Annotated in this window: 15 protein-coding genes; 7 read left to right on the top strand and 8 right to left on the bottom strand. The window is 61.3% G+C overall.

What is annotated here, in order from left to right; translation table 11 throughout:
• Nucleotides 1-18: 18 nt before the first annotated feature.
• The 5 genes from J2J99_RS23685 to J2J99_RS23665 all read right to left on the bottom strand — a co-directional run bounded on the left by J2J99_RS23685 (nucleotide 19) and on the right by J2J99_RS23665 (nucleotide 5242).
• On the bottom strand, nucleotides 19-711 hold the full coding sequence (locus J2J99_RS23685) for a dimethylsulfonioproprionate lyase family protein (protein ID WP_168301938.1): 693 nt from the start codon (nucleotides 709-711) through the stop codon (nucleotides 19-21).
• A 14-nt stretch (nucleotides 712-725) separates the two neighbouring features.
• A complete protein-coding gene (locus tag J2J99_RS23680; RefSeq protein WP_168296685.1) occupies nucleotides 726-1655 on the bottom strand; it encodes an electron transfer flavoprotein subunit alpha/FixB family protein in 930 nt (309 codons plus the stop codon).
• A gap of 25 nt (nucleotides 1656-1680) precedes the next feature.
• Nucleotides 1681-2442 (bottom strand): electron transfer flavoprotein subunit beta/FixA family protein, encoded by a 762-nt coding sequence (locus tag J2J99_RS23675; protein WP_168296686.1) that lies wholly within the window; start codon nucleotides 2440-2442, stop codon nucleotides 1681-1683.
• Nucleotides 2443-2541: 99 nt separating this feature from the next.
• The gene (locus J2J99_RS23670; RefSeq protein ID WP_168301911.1) at nucleotides 2542-3147 is read right to left on the bottom strand and encodes a dimethylsulfoniopropionate lyase; all 606 of its coding nucleotides are present in this window, start codon (nucleotides 3145-3147) and stop codon (nucleotides 2542-2544) included.
• A 58-nt stretch (nucleotides 3148-3205) separates the two neighbouring features.
• Nucleotides 3206-5242 (bottom strand): NADH:flavin oxidoreductase, encoded by a 2037-nt coding sequence (locus J2J99_RS23665; RefSeq protein WP_168301912.1) that lies wholly within the window; start codon nucleotides 5240-5242, stop codon nucleotides 3206-3208.
• A 146-nt stretch (nucleotides 5243-5388) separates the two neighbouring features.
• Here J2J99_RS23665 and J2J99_RS23660 point away from each other — a divergent pair, with 146 nt between their 5' ends.
• The 7 genes from J2J99_RS23660 to J2J99_RS23630 all read left to right on the top strand — a co-directional run bounded on the left by J2J99_RS23660 (nucleotide 5389) and on the right by J2J99_RS23630 (nucleotide 12301).
• Nucleotides 5389-6018, top strand: a complete 630-nt coding sequence (locus tag J2J99_RS23660; RefSeq protein WP_168301913.1) for a TetR/AcrR family transcriptional regulator — start codon at nucleotides 5389-5391, stop codon at nucleotides 6016-6018.
• Between the two features lie 13 nt (nucleotides 6019-6031).
• A complete protein-coding gene (locus J2J99_RS23655) occupies nucleotides 6032-6826 on the top strand; it encodes a pyrroline-5-carboxylate reductase family protein (RefSeq protein ID WP_168301914.1) in 795 nt (264 codons plus the stop codon).
• 68 nt (nucleotides 6827-6894) lie between these two features.
• A complete protein-coding gene (locus tag J2J99_RS23650; protein WP_168301915.1) occupies nucleotides 6895-7896 on the top strand; it encodes an ABC transporter substrate-binding protein in 1002 nt (333 codons plus the stop codon).
• 94 nt (nucleotides 7897-7990) lie between these two features.
• Nucleotides 7991-8878: an ABC transporter permease gene (locus J2J99_RS23645; protein WP_168301916.1), complete on the top strand. Its 888-nt coding sequence runs from the start codon at nucleotides 7991-7993 to the stop codon at nucleotides 8876-8878.
• Entirely contained in the window at nucleotides 8871-9947 is a 1077-nt protein-coding gene (locus J2J99_RS23640; protein ID WP_168301917.1) for a quaternary amine ABC transporter ATP-binding protein, read from the top strand. Before J2J99_RS23645 ends, J2J99_RS23640 begins: the two co-directional genes overlap by 8 nt.
• 249 nt (nucleotides 9948-10196) lie before the next feature.
• Nucleotides 10197-10538, top strand: a complete 342-nt coding sequence (locus J2J99_RS23635) for a hypothetical protein (RefSeq protein WP_246735455.1) — start codon at nucleotides 10197-10199, stop codon at nucleotides 10536-10538.
• Between the two features lie 764 nt (nucleotides 10539-11302).
• Nucleotides 11303-12301: an AraC family transcriptional regulator gene (locus tag J2J99_RS23630; RefSeq protein WP_168301918.1), complete on the top strand. Its 999-nt coding sequence runs from the start codon at nucleotides 11303-11305 to the stop codon at nucleotides 12299-12301.
• 54 nt (nucleotides 12302-12355) lie between these two features.
• On the opposite strand, the gene J2J99_RS23625 is transcribed toward J2J99_RS23630, so the two are convergent.
• The 3 genes from J2J99_RS23625 to J2J99_RS23615 form a co-directional block, all read right to left on the bottom strand.
• Entirely contained in the window at nucleotides 12356-12631 is a 276-nt protein-coding gene (locus J2J99_RS23625; protein WP_168301919.1) for a hypothetical protein, read from the bottom strand.
• Nucleotides 12628-14922 carry an FdhF/YdeP family oxidoreductase gene (locus J2J99_RS23620; protein ID WP_168301920.1) on the bottom strand — a complete coding sequence of 765 codons (2295 nt, stop codon included), beginning with the start codon at nucleotides 14920-14922 and terminating at the stop codon, nucleotides 12628-12630. Before J2J99_RS23620 ends, J2J99_RS23625 begins: the two co-directional genes overlap by 4 nt.
• Before the next feature lie 113 nt (nucleotides 14923-15035).
• Nucleotides 15036-16925, bottom strand: a complete 1890-nt coding sequence (locus J2J99_RS23615) for a diguanylate cyclase (RefSeq protein ID WP_168301921.1) — start codon at nucleotides 16923-16925, stop codon at nucleotides 15036-15038.
• Between the last annotated feature and the right edge of the window lie 386 nt (nucleotides 16926-17311).

Raw genomic sequence — 17311 nt, 5'->3', positions numbered from 1 at the left:
GACGGCCTCAGCGCGGTATCATCCCGGCTCGACCTGACACCATACCGCGAGAAGCGGCTGGGCCGTACATCTGATCGCGAAGGATTGCCCCGCATCATTCGCGAAGACCGTTCCGGTCGCGGCAGAAAACCACTGGGAATCGCCAAGGCAGATTTCTGCCGGCGAAAGCAGAATGAAGGCGCGGGGCTGCGTCTGAACATGATCGGGGAAGCGGGTGTAGCGATCCATGTAGATCACGCCCACCCGGAGATCGGCGCGCTCCTCCATGCCGCCAGGACCGACAAGAACCGCATGAGAGTGTGTATTGCCGAAGTTCAGACTGGCAAACGGGCCAGTGCGGCCGCGTCTCCAGAGCAGCCTGTCGGCGAGGTGCTTGAACTGGCCGGCGATCGCCTCGTATTTCCGTCCGGATCTCGCCAAATGACCGATGGCGTCATCCAATCCCTCGGGCACCCCGGGAAGAGGGCCTCCTTCCGGGTGCACCTTGCCTGTCTTGAGCAGCCTCTGAAGGACCTTGCCCGCAACGAAACTGGCAACGGCCGGAGCGTCGGCCGACAGCATCAACCCCCCGACGTCGTTGAGAAATTCCTGCAGCGGTCGGGGACGCCTTTCCCTTCCGATGTCGTGCAGCCTTATGTAGGCCGGCTTTTCCTCATCGTTCAGGAGAAGGTCGGCACCCGGCCTGATTGGACGTCCCGCCATGCGCGCCACGTTCGGTCTCCCCGTTAAAGCGCCTTTTGCAATTCCGGCAGGGCGTCGAACAGATCGGCGACAAGGCCGTAATCGGCAACCTGGAAGATCGGCGCCTCCTCGTCCTTGTTGATGGCGACGATCACCTTACTATCCTTCATGCCGGCGAGATGCTGGATGGCCCCGGAGATGCCGCAGGCGATATAGAGATCGGGCGCCACCACCTTGCCGGTCTGGCCGACCTGCCAGTCGTTCGGCGCATAACCGGCATCGACGGCGGCGCGCGATGCACCGACGGCGGCCCCCAGCTTGTCGGCAACCGGCAGGATCACCTCCTTGAATTTCTCGGCCGAACCGAGCGCCCGGCCGCCCGAGATGATGACTTTGGCCGAGGTCAGTTCCGGACGTTCGGACGTCGACAGCGCATCGGAGACGAAGCGCGACAGGCCTGGATCGGAAACAGCCGCGATCGCCTCGACGCTGGCCGAGCCGCCTTCCGGCGCCGAGGCAAACGAGGCGGTGCGCACGGTGATCACCTTCCTGGCATCGCTTGCCTGCACCGTCTGGATGGCGTTGCCGGCATAGATCGGCCGCTTGAAGGTATCGGGGCTGACGACCTCGATGATCTCCGACACCTGGGCGACATCGAGCAGAGCGGCGACCCGCGGCAGCACCGTCTTGCCGACCGAGGTGGCGGCCGAGACGATCGTGTCATAGGAGCCGGCGAGCGAGACGACCAGATCGGCAAGCGGCTCGGCGAGATTGTTGGCAAGCGCATCGCTTTCGGCCAGCAGCACCTTGGAAACGCCGGAAAGCTTGGTAGCCTGTTCGGCGGCAGCCTTGGCGGCCTTGCCGGCGACCAGCACATGCACGTCGGAGCCGATCTTTGAGGCAGCGGTCAGCGCCTTGGCGGTCTGGTCGGAGAGGTGATTGCCGTCATGGTCGGCCAGAAGAAGAATGGTCATGATAATTGCTCCTGTTCCAACCCGATTACAGCACGCCGGCTTCGTTCTTCAGCCTGTCGACCAGCTCAGCGACCGACTTGACCTTGACGCCGGCCTTGCGGCCACTCGGCTCCTCGGTCTTCAACACCTTCAGCCGCGGCGTCGTGGAGACGCCGAAATCGGCAGGGCTCTTCTTGTCGAGCGGCTTCTTCTTCGCCTTCATGATGTTCGGCAGCGAGGCATAACGCGGTTCATTGAGCCTCAGATCGGTGGTGATGACCGCCGGCAGCTTGATCTCGATCGTCTGCAGGCCGCCGTCGACCTCGCGGGTCACCTCAGCCTTGCCCCCAGGGACGGCAGCGTCGATCTCGATCTTCGAGGCGAAGGTCGCCTGGGCCGAACCGAGCAGCGCCGCCAGCATCTGGCCGGTCTGGTTGCTATCATCGTCGATCGCCTGCTTGCCGACGATGATGAGGCCGGGCTGTTCGGCATCGGCCACACCTTTGAGAATCTTGGCGACGGCGAGCGGCTCGACCTGATCGTCGGTCTCGACCAGGATCGCCCGGTCGGCGCCCATGGCCAGGGCGGTGCGCAAGGTTTCCTCGGCCTTGGCCGGACCGATCGACACGACCACCACTTCTTCTGCCTTGCCGGCCTCCTTCAGCCGCAGCGCCTCTTCCACCGAGATCTCGTCGAACGGGTTCATCGACATCTTCACATTGGCAAGCTCGACACCCGAACCATCCGGCTTCACCCGGATCTTCACGTTGTAGTCGACAACCCGTTTGACGGGCACGAGAATCTTCATTTGCAAACCCCTTTGTTATTCCGAATGCCGGTTCTACTGCGCCGGACGTCTTTTCATATGCGCACAGGACGCTGCAAGCTCTTGAGTTCGCGCATCGCGCTAGTGCGGCCGATCGGCAAGCAGCGCCCAGAAGGCGAAGAGCGGCGTATCGACCGACCTCATGGCATGTTTGATCCCCGGGACATTATAGAACGATCCGCCGATGCCAGGCGAAAACCAGTTCCCCTCCCCCTGCCTGAACTCCCCCTCGGAAAGCACGAGATAGACCTCCTCTGGCGCGTGATCATGATCCGGATAGCGCACATGCGGCGCCATCAACGTCACCCCCAGCCAAAGGTCGCTCCGCTCCTCCAATCCGCCGGGACCGATGATCATCGCATTGGCATGCCCATCGGCAAAACTGTCGCTCGCCGAGTGGTCATACTTGGTGCGCCGACGCCATTCAAGCATTGGCTCGATGCCTTTGAACGCCTCGACCAATCGGCCCAGCGAAGGATCATAGGAGGTATCAATCGCAAGCGCCACATCAAGGTGAGCGCAGACCGACAACCGGCTTCCGTCGCCCGCACGTGCGGTTCCCGGCTGCTCCAGCGTTGCGAGAAACTGGCGGATCGAGCGCCTGGCCTCAGGGGCTGTCGCAAACGTCTGGAAAGCCTGAGACGCTGCGTCCAAGAAAAGCTGCAGGCTTCCCCCGCGTGAACTCATGCCATCCCCTCCCTAAAACAGACGATTTTAGGCCGGCCACCGGTGGCCCCTTCTGCGATCATATATCCTTCGCGATGCGCAGGCCGTCATAAACCGCGGCATGCGTGTTGCGCGCAGCGACAGCGTCGCCGATCCGGAACAGCCGGAATTTGCCCTTGGGATTGCGTACGACCGACTGCGGTTCGCCGGCCAGAAGCTGGTCGTGCGACATCTCGCCGAGGTTGCTCGAATTGGGCTTCAGCTCGAAATAGAGCTCATCGAGCGGAATGGTCCCGTGATTGACGACGATCTGGTCGTAGCTGCTCTGCTTGGCAATCCCGCCGTAGTCGCTGCCGACATGGGCGACAAGCTGATTGCCGCTCTTCTCGACCGCTTCCAGGCGATAGGTGACGGTGAAGGTCACGTCGTGCTTCTGAAGCGAGCGCATATAGGGCACAAGGTTCATCGCCATGACCTCGGGCGCAAACGACCGGTCGGGCGTCATGATCTCAACCTTGGCGCCCGCCTTGGCGAGCACTTCCGCCGCCTGAAGGCCGGCATGGTCGCCGGCATCGTCGAAGATCAGGACGTTGGCACCCGGCTTCACGTCGCCGGAGATGATGTCCCATGAGGAAACCACCAGCTCGTTGCCCCTCGAAAGAACTTCGGTATGCGGCAGGCCGCCGGTCGCGATGATGACGACATCGGGGTTTTCGGCTTCGATCGTGTCGGCCTCCGCCCAGGTGTTGAAGTGGAAGGTCACGTCGTGTTTCTCGCACTGGCTCATACGCCAGTCGATGATGCTGATCATCTCCCTGCGGCGTTCGCTTTGGGCGGTGAGGCGGATCTGGCCACCGGGATTGTTCGCCGCTTCGAAAACAACGACCGTGTGGCCGCGTTCCCCGGCCACACGCGCCGCCTCAAGACCGGCCGGACCGGCGCCGACGATAACGACCTTCTTCTTCGCATCGGCCTTGGCCACAATATGCGGCATGGTCAGTTCGCGGCCGGTGGCGGCATTGTGGATGCAGTAGGCGGCCCCGCCCTGGTAGATGCGGTCGAGACAGTAGTTGGCGCCGACGCAGGGCCGAATTTCCTCTTCCCGCTTTTCGATGATCTTGCGAACGATGTGCGGGTCGGTCATGTGGGCGCGTGTCATGCCGATCATATCGACCTTGCCGGCCGCGATCGCGTGGCGCGCCGTGGCGACATCCGGGATTTTCGCCGCATGAAAGGTCGGAAAATCGGTCGCGGCGCGAATTTCGCCAGCGAATTCGAGATGCGGCGAATTCGCCATTCCCTGGATCGGGATCACGTCTGTCAGGCCGGCATCGGTGTCGATGTGGCCGCGGATCACGTTCAGGTAATCGATGAGTCCGCTCTCTTTCAATCGCTTGGAGATTTCGAGGCCCTCGGCCTTGCCCGTGCCGCCAGGAAGACATTCGTCGGCCGTATAGCGCAGGCCGAGAATGAAATCGTCGCCCACCCTTTTCCGGATTGCCTTGAACACGTCGAAACAGAAGCGCAGACGATTGTCGAGCGAACCGCCATAGGGGCCATCGAGCTCATTGGTGAGCGGAGACACGAACTGGTCGATCAGGTGGCCGTAGGCCTCGAGTTCGACACCGTCCATGCCGCCCGCCTTCATGCGCTCGGCCGCGTCGGCGAAATCCTTGATGATGCGCTCGATGTCCCAGTCTTCTATCTTCTTCGGGAAGGCGCGATGGGAAGCCTCGCGATGATGCGACGGCGCCACAACAGGCAGCCAGTCGCCCTTGTCCCAGCGCGTGCGCCGGCCAAGATGGGTGAGCTGGATCATGATCGCCGCCCCCTGCTCGTGCACCGCGTCGGTCATTTCCCTGATCCAGGGGACGATCTCGTCCTTATAGGCGAGCAGGTTGTTGAAGACCGGCGGGCTGTCCTTGGAGACGGCCGCCGACCCCGCCGTCATCGTCAGGGCCACGCCGCCCTTTGCCCGCTCCACCGTATAGGCGCGATATCTTTCCTTCGGCATACCGTCTTCCGGATAGGCCGGCTCGTGCGAGGTCACGATGATACGGTTGCGCAGCTTCAGATGCTTGAGCTGGTAAGGCTGAAGAAGAGGATCATTCGACATGGGCCGTGGTTCCGGATTAAAAACGACAAGGGAACGCTAGGCGTAATGTACACATGTGTCAACGCAGAAAACAGTTAAGTCGTTCTTTTCGACACTTATGTACATTTTTCTTGTGCGCCGTGTCGTAATTTGATAGGAGATTGTTCATGGATCAGGCTTTGAACGACACTGGTTGGCGCGGATCACAGGAGGGGTGGCTGGAGGCAGCGTACCAATCGCTTCTCGAGTCGGGCGTCGACTCGGTGAAAATTCTGCCGCTGGCGAAGAAGCTCAATCTCTCGCGAACGAGCTTCTACTGGTTCTTTAAGGATCGGGAAGAACTGTTGAGCGCATTGGTGGCGCGGTGGCGCGACAAAAACACCGGCAACATCATCAAGCAGTCCGAGGCTTACGCGGAATCGCTAGCCGAGGCCATGCTCAACGTCTTCGATTGCTGGCTCAACACCGATCTCTTCGACGCGAAATTCGAATTCGCCATCCGCAGCTGGGCGCTGCAGTCGGACGAGCTTTTGGCCGAGGTTCAGCAGGCCGACCTGATCCGGCTGGAGGCGCTGAAGCGCATGTTTATTCGGTTCGGGTTACCAGAAACGACATCGGATGTCAGAGCGCGAACAACATACCTCGTGCAGATCGGGTACATCTCCATGCAGTCGAAGGAGGATATCGCCGTCCGCATGAAACGGATTCCGGAGTATATTGCGATCTACACTGGCGAAGTGCCGCAGCAGAGAGAGCTTGATCGCTTCTTCTCTCGGCATGGCTATAGGCCCAGTTAGAGGAAGGCCGGAGATGAGCGTTTCCTTGAGGATCGGCATAATCGGTGGCGGCGGCTGGCTTGGCGGGGCAATCGCCGGCTCGATCATTGATGCCGGCCTGGTCGATTCTCGAAATCTCTGCCTCTCCTATCGCAGCGCACAGCTGCGCCGCTTCCCGAACGCCTCCTGGACCTCTGACAATCAGGCGCTTGCCGACCATTCTGACGTAATCATTCTCTCCGTTCGCCCCGGTGATTGGCATGGCCTGAGGGTCGATGCCGGCGGCAAGCTGGTCGTCTCAGTCATGGCGGGCATCCGACTGGGCGCCCTTTCAGAGCGCCATAACACCGGTCGCGTCGTCCGCGCGCTGCCGAATGCTGCCGCCGAAGTAGCCAGATCCTATACGCCCTGGATCGGCGCGAGCGGTGTCACGGCAGACGACCGGGCCATTGTCGGCGCCATTTTCGAGGCTTGCGGATCACAGGACGAAGTCGCAAGCGAACGCGACATCGACTACCTCACGGGCCTTTCCGGATCAGGGCCGGCATTTCCGGCGCTGCTCGCTGCCGCCATGATGAGCGACGCCGTCGCCCATGGACTTTCGGCCGGGATTGCGCGGCGCGCCGTCAATACCGTGCTGGTTGGCGCCGGCCACCTGCTGGAACACCGCGACGAATCTCCTGACGATACCGTTGGTGCCTTTCTCGACTATCGCGGCACAGCGGCGGCGGCCATCGAAGGCATGCGCGCCGCCGGCTTCGACGATGCGGTGGCAGGCGGACTATCGGCAGCATTCAAGAAATCGGTGAGTATGGGAGACGCCTCCTGACGACCGTTGAGGGCAGGTACTGCGGCACCCCGCCTGGCTAGATCCGCCGCTAAATAGAGGGAACGAGAATGAAGAAACTACTCGCATCGACATGTTTGACGTTCGGCCTGCTCAGCGGCGCGTCTTTCGCCAGCGCCGCCGAATGCGGCACCGTCACCATCGCCAGCATGAACTGGCAGAGCGCCGAAGTTCTCTCCAACCTGGACAAGTTCATCCTGAACGAAGGTTACGGCTGCAGCGCCGACATCACCGTCGGCGACACCGTCCCGACGATCACGTCCATGGCTGAAAAGGGTCAGCCTGATATCGCCCCCGAAGCCTGGATCGATTTGCTGCCGGATGTCGTCAAGAAGGGCACGGAAGAAGGCCGCATCGTGCAGGCCGGCTCGCCGCTGCCTGACGGCGGCGTACAGGGCTGGTGGATTCCGAAATATCTCGCCGACGCCCATCCCGACATCAAGACCATCGGCGACGTGCTGAAGCATCCGGAACTCTTCCCTGATCCGGAGGACGCGAAAAAGGGCGCCATCGTCAACGGCCCGCAGGGCTGGGGCGGCACGGTCGTCACCTCGCAGCTCTACAAGGCCTTCGGAGCCGAGAAGGCGGGCTTCACCCTCGTCGACACCGGTTCTGCTGCCGGCCTCGACGGTTCGATCGCCAAGGCCTACGAACGCAAGGAGGGCTGGGTCGGTTATTACTGGGCGCCGACCGCGCTGCTCGGCAAGTATGAAATGGTCAAGCTCGAAGCCGGCGTTCCGGAAGATGCCGCCGAGTGGAAGCGCTGCATCACCGTTGCCGATTGCCCCGATCCAAAGCCGGCGGCCTGGCCGGTCGACCACGTCGTCACCCTCGTCGCCAAGCCGTTCTCCGAAAAGGTTAGCCCCGAGGTGATGGATTACCTGAAGAAGCGCTCCTGGAGCAACGACACGGTCAACAAGCTGATGTCGTGGATGACCGACAACCAGGCGACCGGCGAAGACGGTGCCAAGCACTTCCTGGAAGAGAACAAGGACATCTGGACCAAGTGGGTCTCGCCGGAGGCGGCCGCGAAGATCGAAGCTGCTCTCTAAAATCAAAATTGCGGTGCGCGACAAGCGCACCGCCTCTCACACGCCGACAAGATCAAAAAGACTGCCACGGCTGTTTGACGAAAGGGGAACCAAGATGGAATGGTTTTATAAATTTCCGCACATGAACGATGAAGCGCTTCGCAATTTAAAGAAGGCGATCGATGACGGCTTTCGCGGCTTTACCCGCAGCTATGGCGACGGCATCGAAAGCCTGTTCGTGCCGCTGCAGCATTTCCTGATCGCCGCCGAACGCTTCATGACCCAGACCCCGTGGCCGATCATCACCTCGATCATTCTCGTCATCGCCTGGTTTGCCAGCCGCAGCCTGAAGATCGTCCTCGGCTGTCTGGTGACGCTGATGCTGATCGGTTATTTCGACATGTGGGACGACACGATGCGGACGGTCTCGATGATCTTCGTCTGCACAGTTCTTTCCATCGCCATCGGCATCCCGATCGGCATCCTGATGGCCCGCTCCGACCGCCTGCAGCGCGTCGTCAATCCGATCCTCGACGTCATGCAGACCATGCCGAGCTTTGTCTACCTCATCCCCGTCGTCATGCTGCTCGGCATCGGCAAGGTACCCGGCCTGATCGCCGTCGTCATCTACGCCATCCCGCCGATGATCCGCCTGACCGATCTCGGCATCCGCCTCGTCGACAAGGACGTGCTCGAAGCCGCCGACGCCTTCGGCACCTCGCGATCGCAGAAGCTGTTCAAGGTGCAACTGCCGCTGGCGCTGCCCACCATCATGGCCGGCATCAACCAGACGATCATGATGGCGCTCGCCATGGTGGTCATCGCCTCGATGATCGGCGTCCAGGGCCTTGGCCAACCGGTGCTGAAGGCGATCGCCAACCAGTACTTCACGCTGGGCATTTTCAACGGCCTTGCCATTGTCGGAATCGCCATCATCTTCGACCGGGTCAGCCAGGCATATGGCAAAAGGCTCCAGAAGCATCGGGAGACCGTCCATGGCTGAGCATCATTTCGGCGGCATCAAGATCCGCCACCTCTACAAGATCTTCGGCCCGACCCCCTCCGCTCACGTCGATGCGGTTCAGAAGGGCTTGACGAAGACCGAGCTCAACCAGAAATACGGTCATGTGCTTGGCCTCCGAGATATTAATCTCGAGATTCCCTCCGGCTGCATCCAGGTCGTCATGGGTCTTTCGGGATCGGGCAAATCGACGCTCATCCGCCACATCAACCGGCTGATCGACCCAACATCAGGCGAAGTGCTGGTCGATGGCATCGACGTCGTGAAAATGAACGAGACCGAATTGCGGACGTTCCGCCGGCAGCAGACGGCGATGGTGTTCCAGAAGTTTGCGCTGCTGCCGCACCGCAACGTCCTGGACAACACCATCTTCGGCCTTGAAGTGCAGGGCATGGCGCGGGCCAAAGCCATCGACATCGCCATGCGCTGGCTGGAGCGGGTCGGGCTCAAGGGCTTCGAGCAGCGCTATCCCAACCAGCTCTCCGGCGGCATGCAGCAGCGTGTCGGCCTGGCGCGGGCACTGGCCAATGATGCGCCGGTGCTTCTGATGGACGAGGCCTATTCGGCCCTCGACCCGTTGATCCGTACCGACATGCAGACAGTGCTTCTCGACATCCAGAAGGAGATCAAGAAGACCATCGTCTTCATCACCCACGATCTCGACGAGGCGCTGCGTCTCGGCGACCAGATCGCCATCCTGCGCGACGGTGAAGTCATCCAGCAGGGCACCAGCCAGGACATCGTGCTGCGCCCGGCCGACGAATACATCGCCAACTTCGTCAAGGAAGTGAACCGGGGACGGGTCGTCCATGTCGAAGCCGTCATGACGCCGCTCCATTCCGCCGCACCCGGCGGGTTGACGATCGTCTCGGGCACGACGGTCGAAGAGGCCGTCCGCATGCTGGCCGCCACCCCGGACGACGATGCCAGGGTGGTGTCGCCAACAGGGGAAACCCTGGGGCTTGTCACCTTCCGCCAGCTCGCCGGCGCGATGGTGAACTCGCAGGAGGTGGCCGCCCGGCACAACAGTCCCCTTTCGGTCGCGCTCTGAAGCTCCGCGCGGCCTTTCGCGGCTTGGCCGGCGACCCCGACTGAAGGCGTCACCGTGCCATACCGCGCACGCCGGCTGTCTGAGAGATCAGGATGTCGATGCTTTTTACGCGTCTGTTTTCGCCCGTCAACCTGCGCGGGCGCAGCTTGCGCAACCGGATCGTCTTCGGGGCGCATACGGCAAACATGGCCACGCTGGACGAAGGAGGCGGCTGGCGCGGCTGCGGCAGTGCCTGGAAGCTGGCTGAGGATGGGCACCTGGACGATGCTCTCCCCCGATCCCTTCATCGGCAAGGAGCTTCAGCGCACGACTGCCGACGTGCCGCTTCGGCGGACCTTGAAGAGGCTCAGGGGCAAATGGGTTCTGGAGGTGAGTGCGCTGGAATGGCACGGCAATGGCGCCGCGTTGCTGGATCATTTTTCGAGGCAGGCGACAGCCTGGTGCTTGCCACCGCCAATGGCGCGGCCGATTGGCTGGGCCGGGAATTGCGTCTGCAGGGGTATCGATGCCATGGAGAGCGGCGACTGCGCCGCACGGCGCCGGGCACCCTATGCCTTCCATGAGGAACGGCGAGTCGCATTGGAGCTCTGATGCGCAGCGGCGAAGACTGGAGAGTGAAGCGCCGGCCTATACATTTTGCGCAGGACCAGTCCAGACTGCGTCGCGAAAAGCCGACCGATGAACAATAACGACGCGCGACAATTGCTCCATGGCTGCGGAACACTAAAGTAACTGTGACCGGGCCATGATGGCCTACGGTCTGAAGCCAAACCCCTCTATCGATCACCCCAAATGATGGGAGGGGCTCCATTCATACGCACTCCATCCCGTGCGTATGCCAACTGCCTGTCAGCCTGCCGAAGGCTACCTCGAGCGGTCCACTTTAGAACCTTCGGCAGGCGACTTTTGCGTTGCGCATCGAACCGCGCCCTCTGTGCAGGCTGGCCAATCGTTTCATCATCGGATTATCATCAAAGGCGGCACGGCCAAGACTTGTCAAGCGCTGCCGGTTCTGTCAGTTCCTGCCGGCCAGGAAAGTCCGACCGATGGGCATTGTCGATAAAACATTCAAAAGATTCCCTTTTTTCGACCCGAGGTCGCTTGACCGAAATCCCTTCGACCCCCGCATCAGCCCGAAGCTTGGCCTCTGTGCAGCCGCGTGCTGCGCTGAGCCTTCATTTTCGCTAATATGCGCGCAGGTCTCGCACATCGTTCCATCCATCAGATCCTGAGAAAGTGCGAAGGAGAAAGGCGATGCCAGCAACGGCGGCGAGAAAGAGGGACGTACATCATCTCGATCGCCATGCAACCGACGCCGTGCTCCATGTTCAGCCAGAAGAAATGGCGGGAGCAGCATGACGGAAAACAGCGCAAAGCCATTCTCCTTCCGATTCCATGGTTCGTCCTTCGACAACATGGTGGAAACCCTCGGGGGCGCTTTTGGCGCGTTTGATGCCGAGCCCGTCGGCCGCGCCAAGGACTTCCATTGGGGATTGGATTTTTCGGTGGCGGACAGCGCGGTCCTGGTGACCGGCTATCATGAGGCGGAATTTCAGTTCAACATCGAGCCGACCGTCAGCACGGCGGAATATCTGTCGCTCGTCGTCCCCCGCCGCGGCGGCATGGGGGTGACCTATGGAGCGCGCAAGGCCGAGGCCGGGCAAGGGAAATTGCTTCTCTACAACAATTTTGAACCCGACAGCGTTCTCATGCATGGGCAAGGGAACGTCATTGACGAACTGCTGATCAACTGGCCCGTTATCCTCCAGACAATCGGCCAGACTTTCGAAATGCCGTTCAGTGGATCGCTCGACCTGCTGCCGGAACTGGATCTGTCGACGCCGGTTGGCCGGACGATCGGCAATCTCACCGAAACGATCATGTCAGGGATGCGCGACGACGGCCCGTTGTTGCAGTCGCCGATCGCCATGGCGCACATGACGCAGGCGCTGGCCGATCTGGTGGTGCGCGTGGTGCCGCACCGGCTGTCGCATTTCCTCTACAAGGGGGCGGCCCTGATCGCTCCGAGGCATGTGCGCAGGGCGATTGAGTTCATGCAGGCGAATATCGATCAGCCTATCACCATGCCGAAGGTGGCCGAAGCGGCCGGCGTCTCGAGCAGGGCGCTCGAAACCGGTTTCCGCGCCTTCAAGGGAACGTCTCCCGCCGCCTATCTGCTGATGCTTCGTCTGCGCGCGGCGCGCCAGGATCTGCTCGATCCCGAAAGCAGAGAAACGATGAAGGCCATCTGCCTCAAATGGGGCTTCTTTCATTTCGGCCGCTTTTCCGCGGTCTATAAAACCACCTATGGGGAATACCCCTCGGAGACGAGGAAGCGCGTGAACCGGCGATAAGTCGGCCTGCATCGCCGTCATTGCAAGATCAATGCACGATTTTGCGCGACTGCTTCAGGGCTTGGCCAATCTGTAAAACGCTCGCATCGTCCTCGGATCCCGCTTGACGATTTCAAGCGTATCGCCACGCTCGGCCAGCGCGTTGAGTTCCCGCAGCACAAGCGCATGCGCGATCCCCAGCCTGCGTGCAAAGGAGCGGCTGTCAGATGCTATCTCGAGATCCGCGGCGACGACCAGACCGGCCTGCATCGCGGTCAGCCTGGCATCCCTGTCTTGCGCAGCAGTGACAAGGGCGAGAAATCGGGCGGCGTCGAATGCCTCTTCGCTCACGCGGCATTTCGCCGGCGGAAGGAAACCAAGATCGATTTCGAGGTCGGCGTGTCGCTTTCCTCACCGGCGCTGCCAAGCGGCACCAACACGTTCAGCTCGGGATAATAGCCGGCGATGCTGCCCCGCGGAATGTCATAGGGCACAAAGCGAAAATCCCGTGCGACGCGCTCGATGCCGTCATCGTGCTCGCCGACCACATCGACGCGGTCGCCGGCCTCGGCGTTCATCGCCTTCAGATCTTCAGGATGAATGAAGATGACCTGACGCTCTCCGTAGACGCCGCGGTATCGGTCGTCGAGGCCGTAGACCGTGGTATTGTACTGATCGTGCGAGCGGAACGTCTGCAGGGCGAAGCGTCCCTCGCGTTTTCGTGCGCGCTGATGCACCGTCTGTTCGGGAAGTGCCTGGCAGGAGAATGACGCCTTGCCAGTGGGCGTCTTCCACTCCCGATGGGCGGCGGCATTGCGCAGATGGAAACCGCGCGGCCTTCGCAGGCGCCTGTTGTAATCCTCGAAGCCGGGAATGGTCGCCTCGATATGATCGCGGATGCGGTCGTAATCCTCGGCAAGTTCCGCCCAGTCGACCACGGAAAGGCCGACCGTCGCGCGCGCGATACCGGCAATGATGGCGACTTCCGAGAGGAGATGCGGTGAGGCCGGACGATTGATGCCGGCGGAACCATGCACCATGCTCATCGAATCTTCGACGCTCACGAGCTGGGAATTGCCGGCCGCGTTGAGATCCATCTCGGTCCGTCCGAGACACGGCAGGATAAAGGCCCTCTCGCCCGGCATCAGATGCGAATGGTTCGGCTTGGTCGCGATATGCACCGTCAGTTTCAGCCGGCGAAGCGCTCTTTCGACGAGGGTGCTGTCGGGTGTGGCGCGGGCGAAGTTGCCGCCAAGTCCGATGAAGGCCTCGGCCGAGCCGTCGAGCATCGCCCCGATCGCGGCAAGCACGTTATGGCCGTGCTGGCGCGGGACAGCGAAGCGGAAATGCTTCTCCAGCGCATCGAGGAAATCGTCCGCAGGCTTTTCGTCGATGCCGACAGTTCGGTCACCCTGCACGTTGGAATGGCCGCGCACCGGGCAAAGGCCGGCGCCGGGCCGGCCGATATTGCCGCGCAGGAACATGAAGTTGGCGATCTCGCGGATCGTCGCCACCGAATGCAGATGCTGGGTGACGCCCATCGCCCAGGTGCAGATCACCCTTTCGGACTTGATATAGACATCGGCGGCCCGTTCGATCTCCTCTCGGCTTAACCCCGACTGGTCTTCGATGTCGGCCCAGCACGTCGCCTCCACAGCCGCCCGGTATTCGGCAAAACCCCCGCAGTGTCCGGCAAGAAACACATGATCGAGAACCGGCGACAGACCGGCGGCCACGGCTGCGTCTTCCGCAGCCAGCACGGCCTTCGCCATCCCCCGCACCGCTGCCATGTCGCCGCCGAGATGCGGCTGCAGATAATGGCTGGCGATATCGGTCGAAGCACCGCGCAGCATTTCGATCTTGTCCTGCGGGTCGGAGAAGCGCTCCAGGCCGCGCTCGCGGATCGGATTGAAGACGACGATGCGCGCGCCGCGAAGGGCTGCCCGGCGCAGGTCGCCGAGCATTCGCGGATGGTTGGTGCCCGGGTTCTGTCCGATGACGAAAATCGCATCGGCCTGCTCGAAATCCTCCAGAAGAACGGTGCCCTTGCCGACGCCGACCGCATGGCGCATGGCGATGCCGCTGGCCTCGTGGCACATGTTGGAGCAATCGGGAAAATTATTGGTGCCGTAGACGCGCACGAATAGCTGATAGAGGAAGGCGGCCTCGTTGCTGGCCCGGCCGGACGTATAGAATTCCGCACGATCCGGATTATCGAGCCCCTTGAGGATGCGGCCGATCTCTGCGAAGGCATCCTCCCACGCGACAGGCAGGTAACGGTCGCTTGCCGCATCGTAGCGCATCGGATGCGTGAGGCGGCCGTTGCGTTCCAGTTCGTAATCGCCGAGCCGACGCAAATCGGATACCGTGTTCGCCGCGAAAAAGCCGGGTGTCGCCCGCTTCTCCGTCGCTTCCCAGGCGACAGCCTTCACGCCGTTCTCACAGAATTCGAAAGACGATCCATGTTCCGGATCGCCCCAGGCGCAACCCGGGCAATCGAAGCCATCCGGCTGGTTCGCCTTCAGCATCGTCCGTGCCCCTGAAATGGGCATGCCGCTTTGCAGCAATTGCCTGCCGCAACTCTTCAGAGCGCCCCAACCGCCGGCTGCCGCCGATTTCTTGCCAATAAATTTCGTGTCCATGCGCTCCTCTATTGTCGAAGCGACGAAGACATCAAGGCCACGAGAACGATGGTTCGATAGAAAAAACCTATCGAATTAGAAGGAGTACGCCAAAGGTCGATCCGGTTGGTCGATCACCCGACGTCCTTCAGCGCGTGCCGTTCGGGATTTGGCGAATGGGCCAGAATGCGATTGCGCCCTTGCGATTTGGCGTCGTAGAGCGCGGCGTCCGCCTCGGTCAGGAGACGATTCGGATTGGTGCGCAGGACGGCCCCCGTTGCACACGATATGCCGATGCTCGCGGTCACCCGACCGAATTCGCTGCCGGAATGATTGATATTCTCTTGGCCGAGGCGCCGCGCGAATTGCTCGGCAACGATCATTGCCCCCTTTGCGCTGGTGTCGGGCAGGAACACGACGAACTCCTCGCCGCCGTAGCGCGCGACGATGTCCGCCGGCCGGCTGACGGACTGGCGCAGGCACTTGCTGACGGTACGCAAACACTGATCGCCGGCGGGATGACCATAAGTATCATTATAGGCCTTGAAGCGGTCGACATCGACCATCAGAAGGCTGAACGGCGTGTTCTTTCGGGCGCTGCCGGCCGTCTCGCGGGCGAAGGCTTCGTCGAAAGCCCGGCGGTTCACCATTCCCGTGAGCCCGTCAGTCTCGGCCAAATTCTTCAGTTGCTCCGCCGACAGTCTGAGCGCGATTTCCGCCTCCTTCGTCGCGGTGATGTTCGAGACGACGGCCATCGCCGTGCCGTCCTCGGCAAGCCTCGTGCGGATGCTGCGCCAGTCGCCGTTGTGAAGCTGGACCTCCTCATCCTTGTTGCTGTGCAGGGAAGTGCTGGCGGCCTTGATCCATTCTTCCGGGTCGCCGTCCGGGATGTCGGGCCGCTCGCCTGTTTCAATGATGCGCCGCAGGATGTCGCTGATATGGGCGCCGACCACACGGGCGTCCCCCGACAGCGGAAAGGCGCTGCGATATTGCTCATTGCAAAAAATCAGGAATCCCCTGCTGTCGTACATGGCGATGCCGTCGGACATATTCGCCATCGCGTGCGACAGCAGATTCTTGCTTTCGCGCAATTCGCGCTCGAGCGTGGTGCGCTCGGTCACATCGCGTGTTACGCCCGCAAGGCCGATCACCCGCCCCTGCTTGTCCCTCACCGGGACCTTGGAGGCGAGCAGGCAGCGGCCTTCGATCAGTTCATTGGAATCGATCAGAGGCACTCCGGTATCCATCACTTGCTGCTCAAGATAATATAATTCCTCGGCGAGCGGCCGTGACAGCAGATTGAAATCGGACAAGCCAGTCATTTCCGCCGTCGATCGGAAACGGAAGAGGCGGGTCATGTTTTCATTAACAGTAATGAACCGGCTGTTCCGGTCCTTCACATAGAGATAGTCGGGCGACTGCGAGAATGCCGTCACCAATATGCTCCGCTCCAACTCCCATTGCTGCGTCTTCAAGAGCACGAAACCGCCCAGTGCAGTCGCCATGCAATTCAAAGCCGTCAGCGGGAAACCGACGCCGGAAAGCACATGTGCTATCACGAGGGTGGGAAGCAAGGCCATCGACACGACCAGAACACCGCCAACAGCAAGGCCCAGCAGAGCAACATCCAAGAGCCCAAGTGACCGCTTGCGGCTCCAGAAATGCCCGGCCATGCCGATGCCGGCCGCGGCAGCCATCGTTGTGATGCCGTCGACCATGGCTGTGCCGCCGACGACGAAGCGAAAGGCCGCCGCCATTGATAGGGCGAGACCCGCCGCAATCGGACCGCCGAACATGCCGGCCAATGCGAGCGGCGCAAAGCGCAGGTCGATGTAGATGCCGGGATGGAATTCAATGGCCAGCAAGATGGATCCGATGGAGGCGCAGCCAGCTATGATTCCGAACGCGATCTTTTCCAGCCTGAACGAACGGCGCTGAAACTGAATCGAAAAAAGCGCCCAGAGCGCAATGGCTAAGCACACGAAAGAAAGGTTGCCACCAAATTGCGTCCAAATGCCATTCACCGCGTTGGGTCCACCTTCCAAACCAAGTCACGGACTCATCATAGGCAAAACTGGTTTGAGCTTGGTTAAATCGGAACCGATCGAACTGTGTTCCGTTGCGAAAGCTCACGGGTAACGGTTCGCCCCCGATCGAACCGCCGAAGCTCATACCGCAGCGTCTTCCGATCTCATGGGACGGCACGGACGATCGACCACGACACGCTGTCACACAGAACATAAGGCATGCTTAATAACGCCCGATAATCGCCGAGATCAGTACAGCCAAGACGCAACGATGCGCTATTCGGATAGAAGCTGCGCAATCGGACCATTTTTGCGTGCACAAGAGAAGATCATGCATGTATCGGCAGTTGCCGGGTCCCCCATTGCCGGACGCAGACAGGAGT

It is taken from the genome of Rhizobium binae (assembly GCF_017357225.1).
Classification (GTDB): domain Bacteria; phylum Pseudomonadota; class Alphaproteobacteria; order Rhizobiales; family Rhizobiaceae; genus Rhizobium; species Rhizobium binae.
The sequence above is the reverse complement of the archived record's forward strand: the minus strand, read 5'-3'. Positions and strand labels throughout refer to the sequence as shown.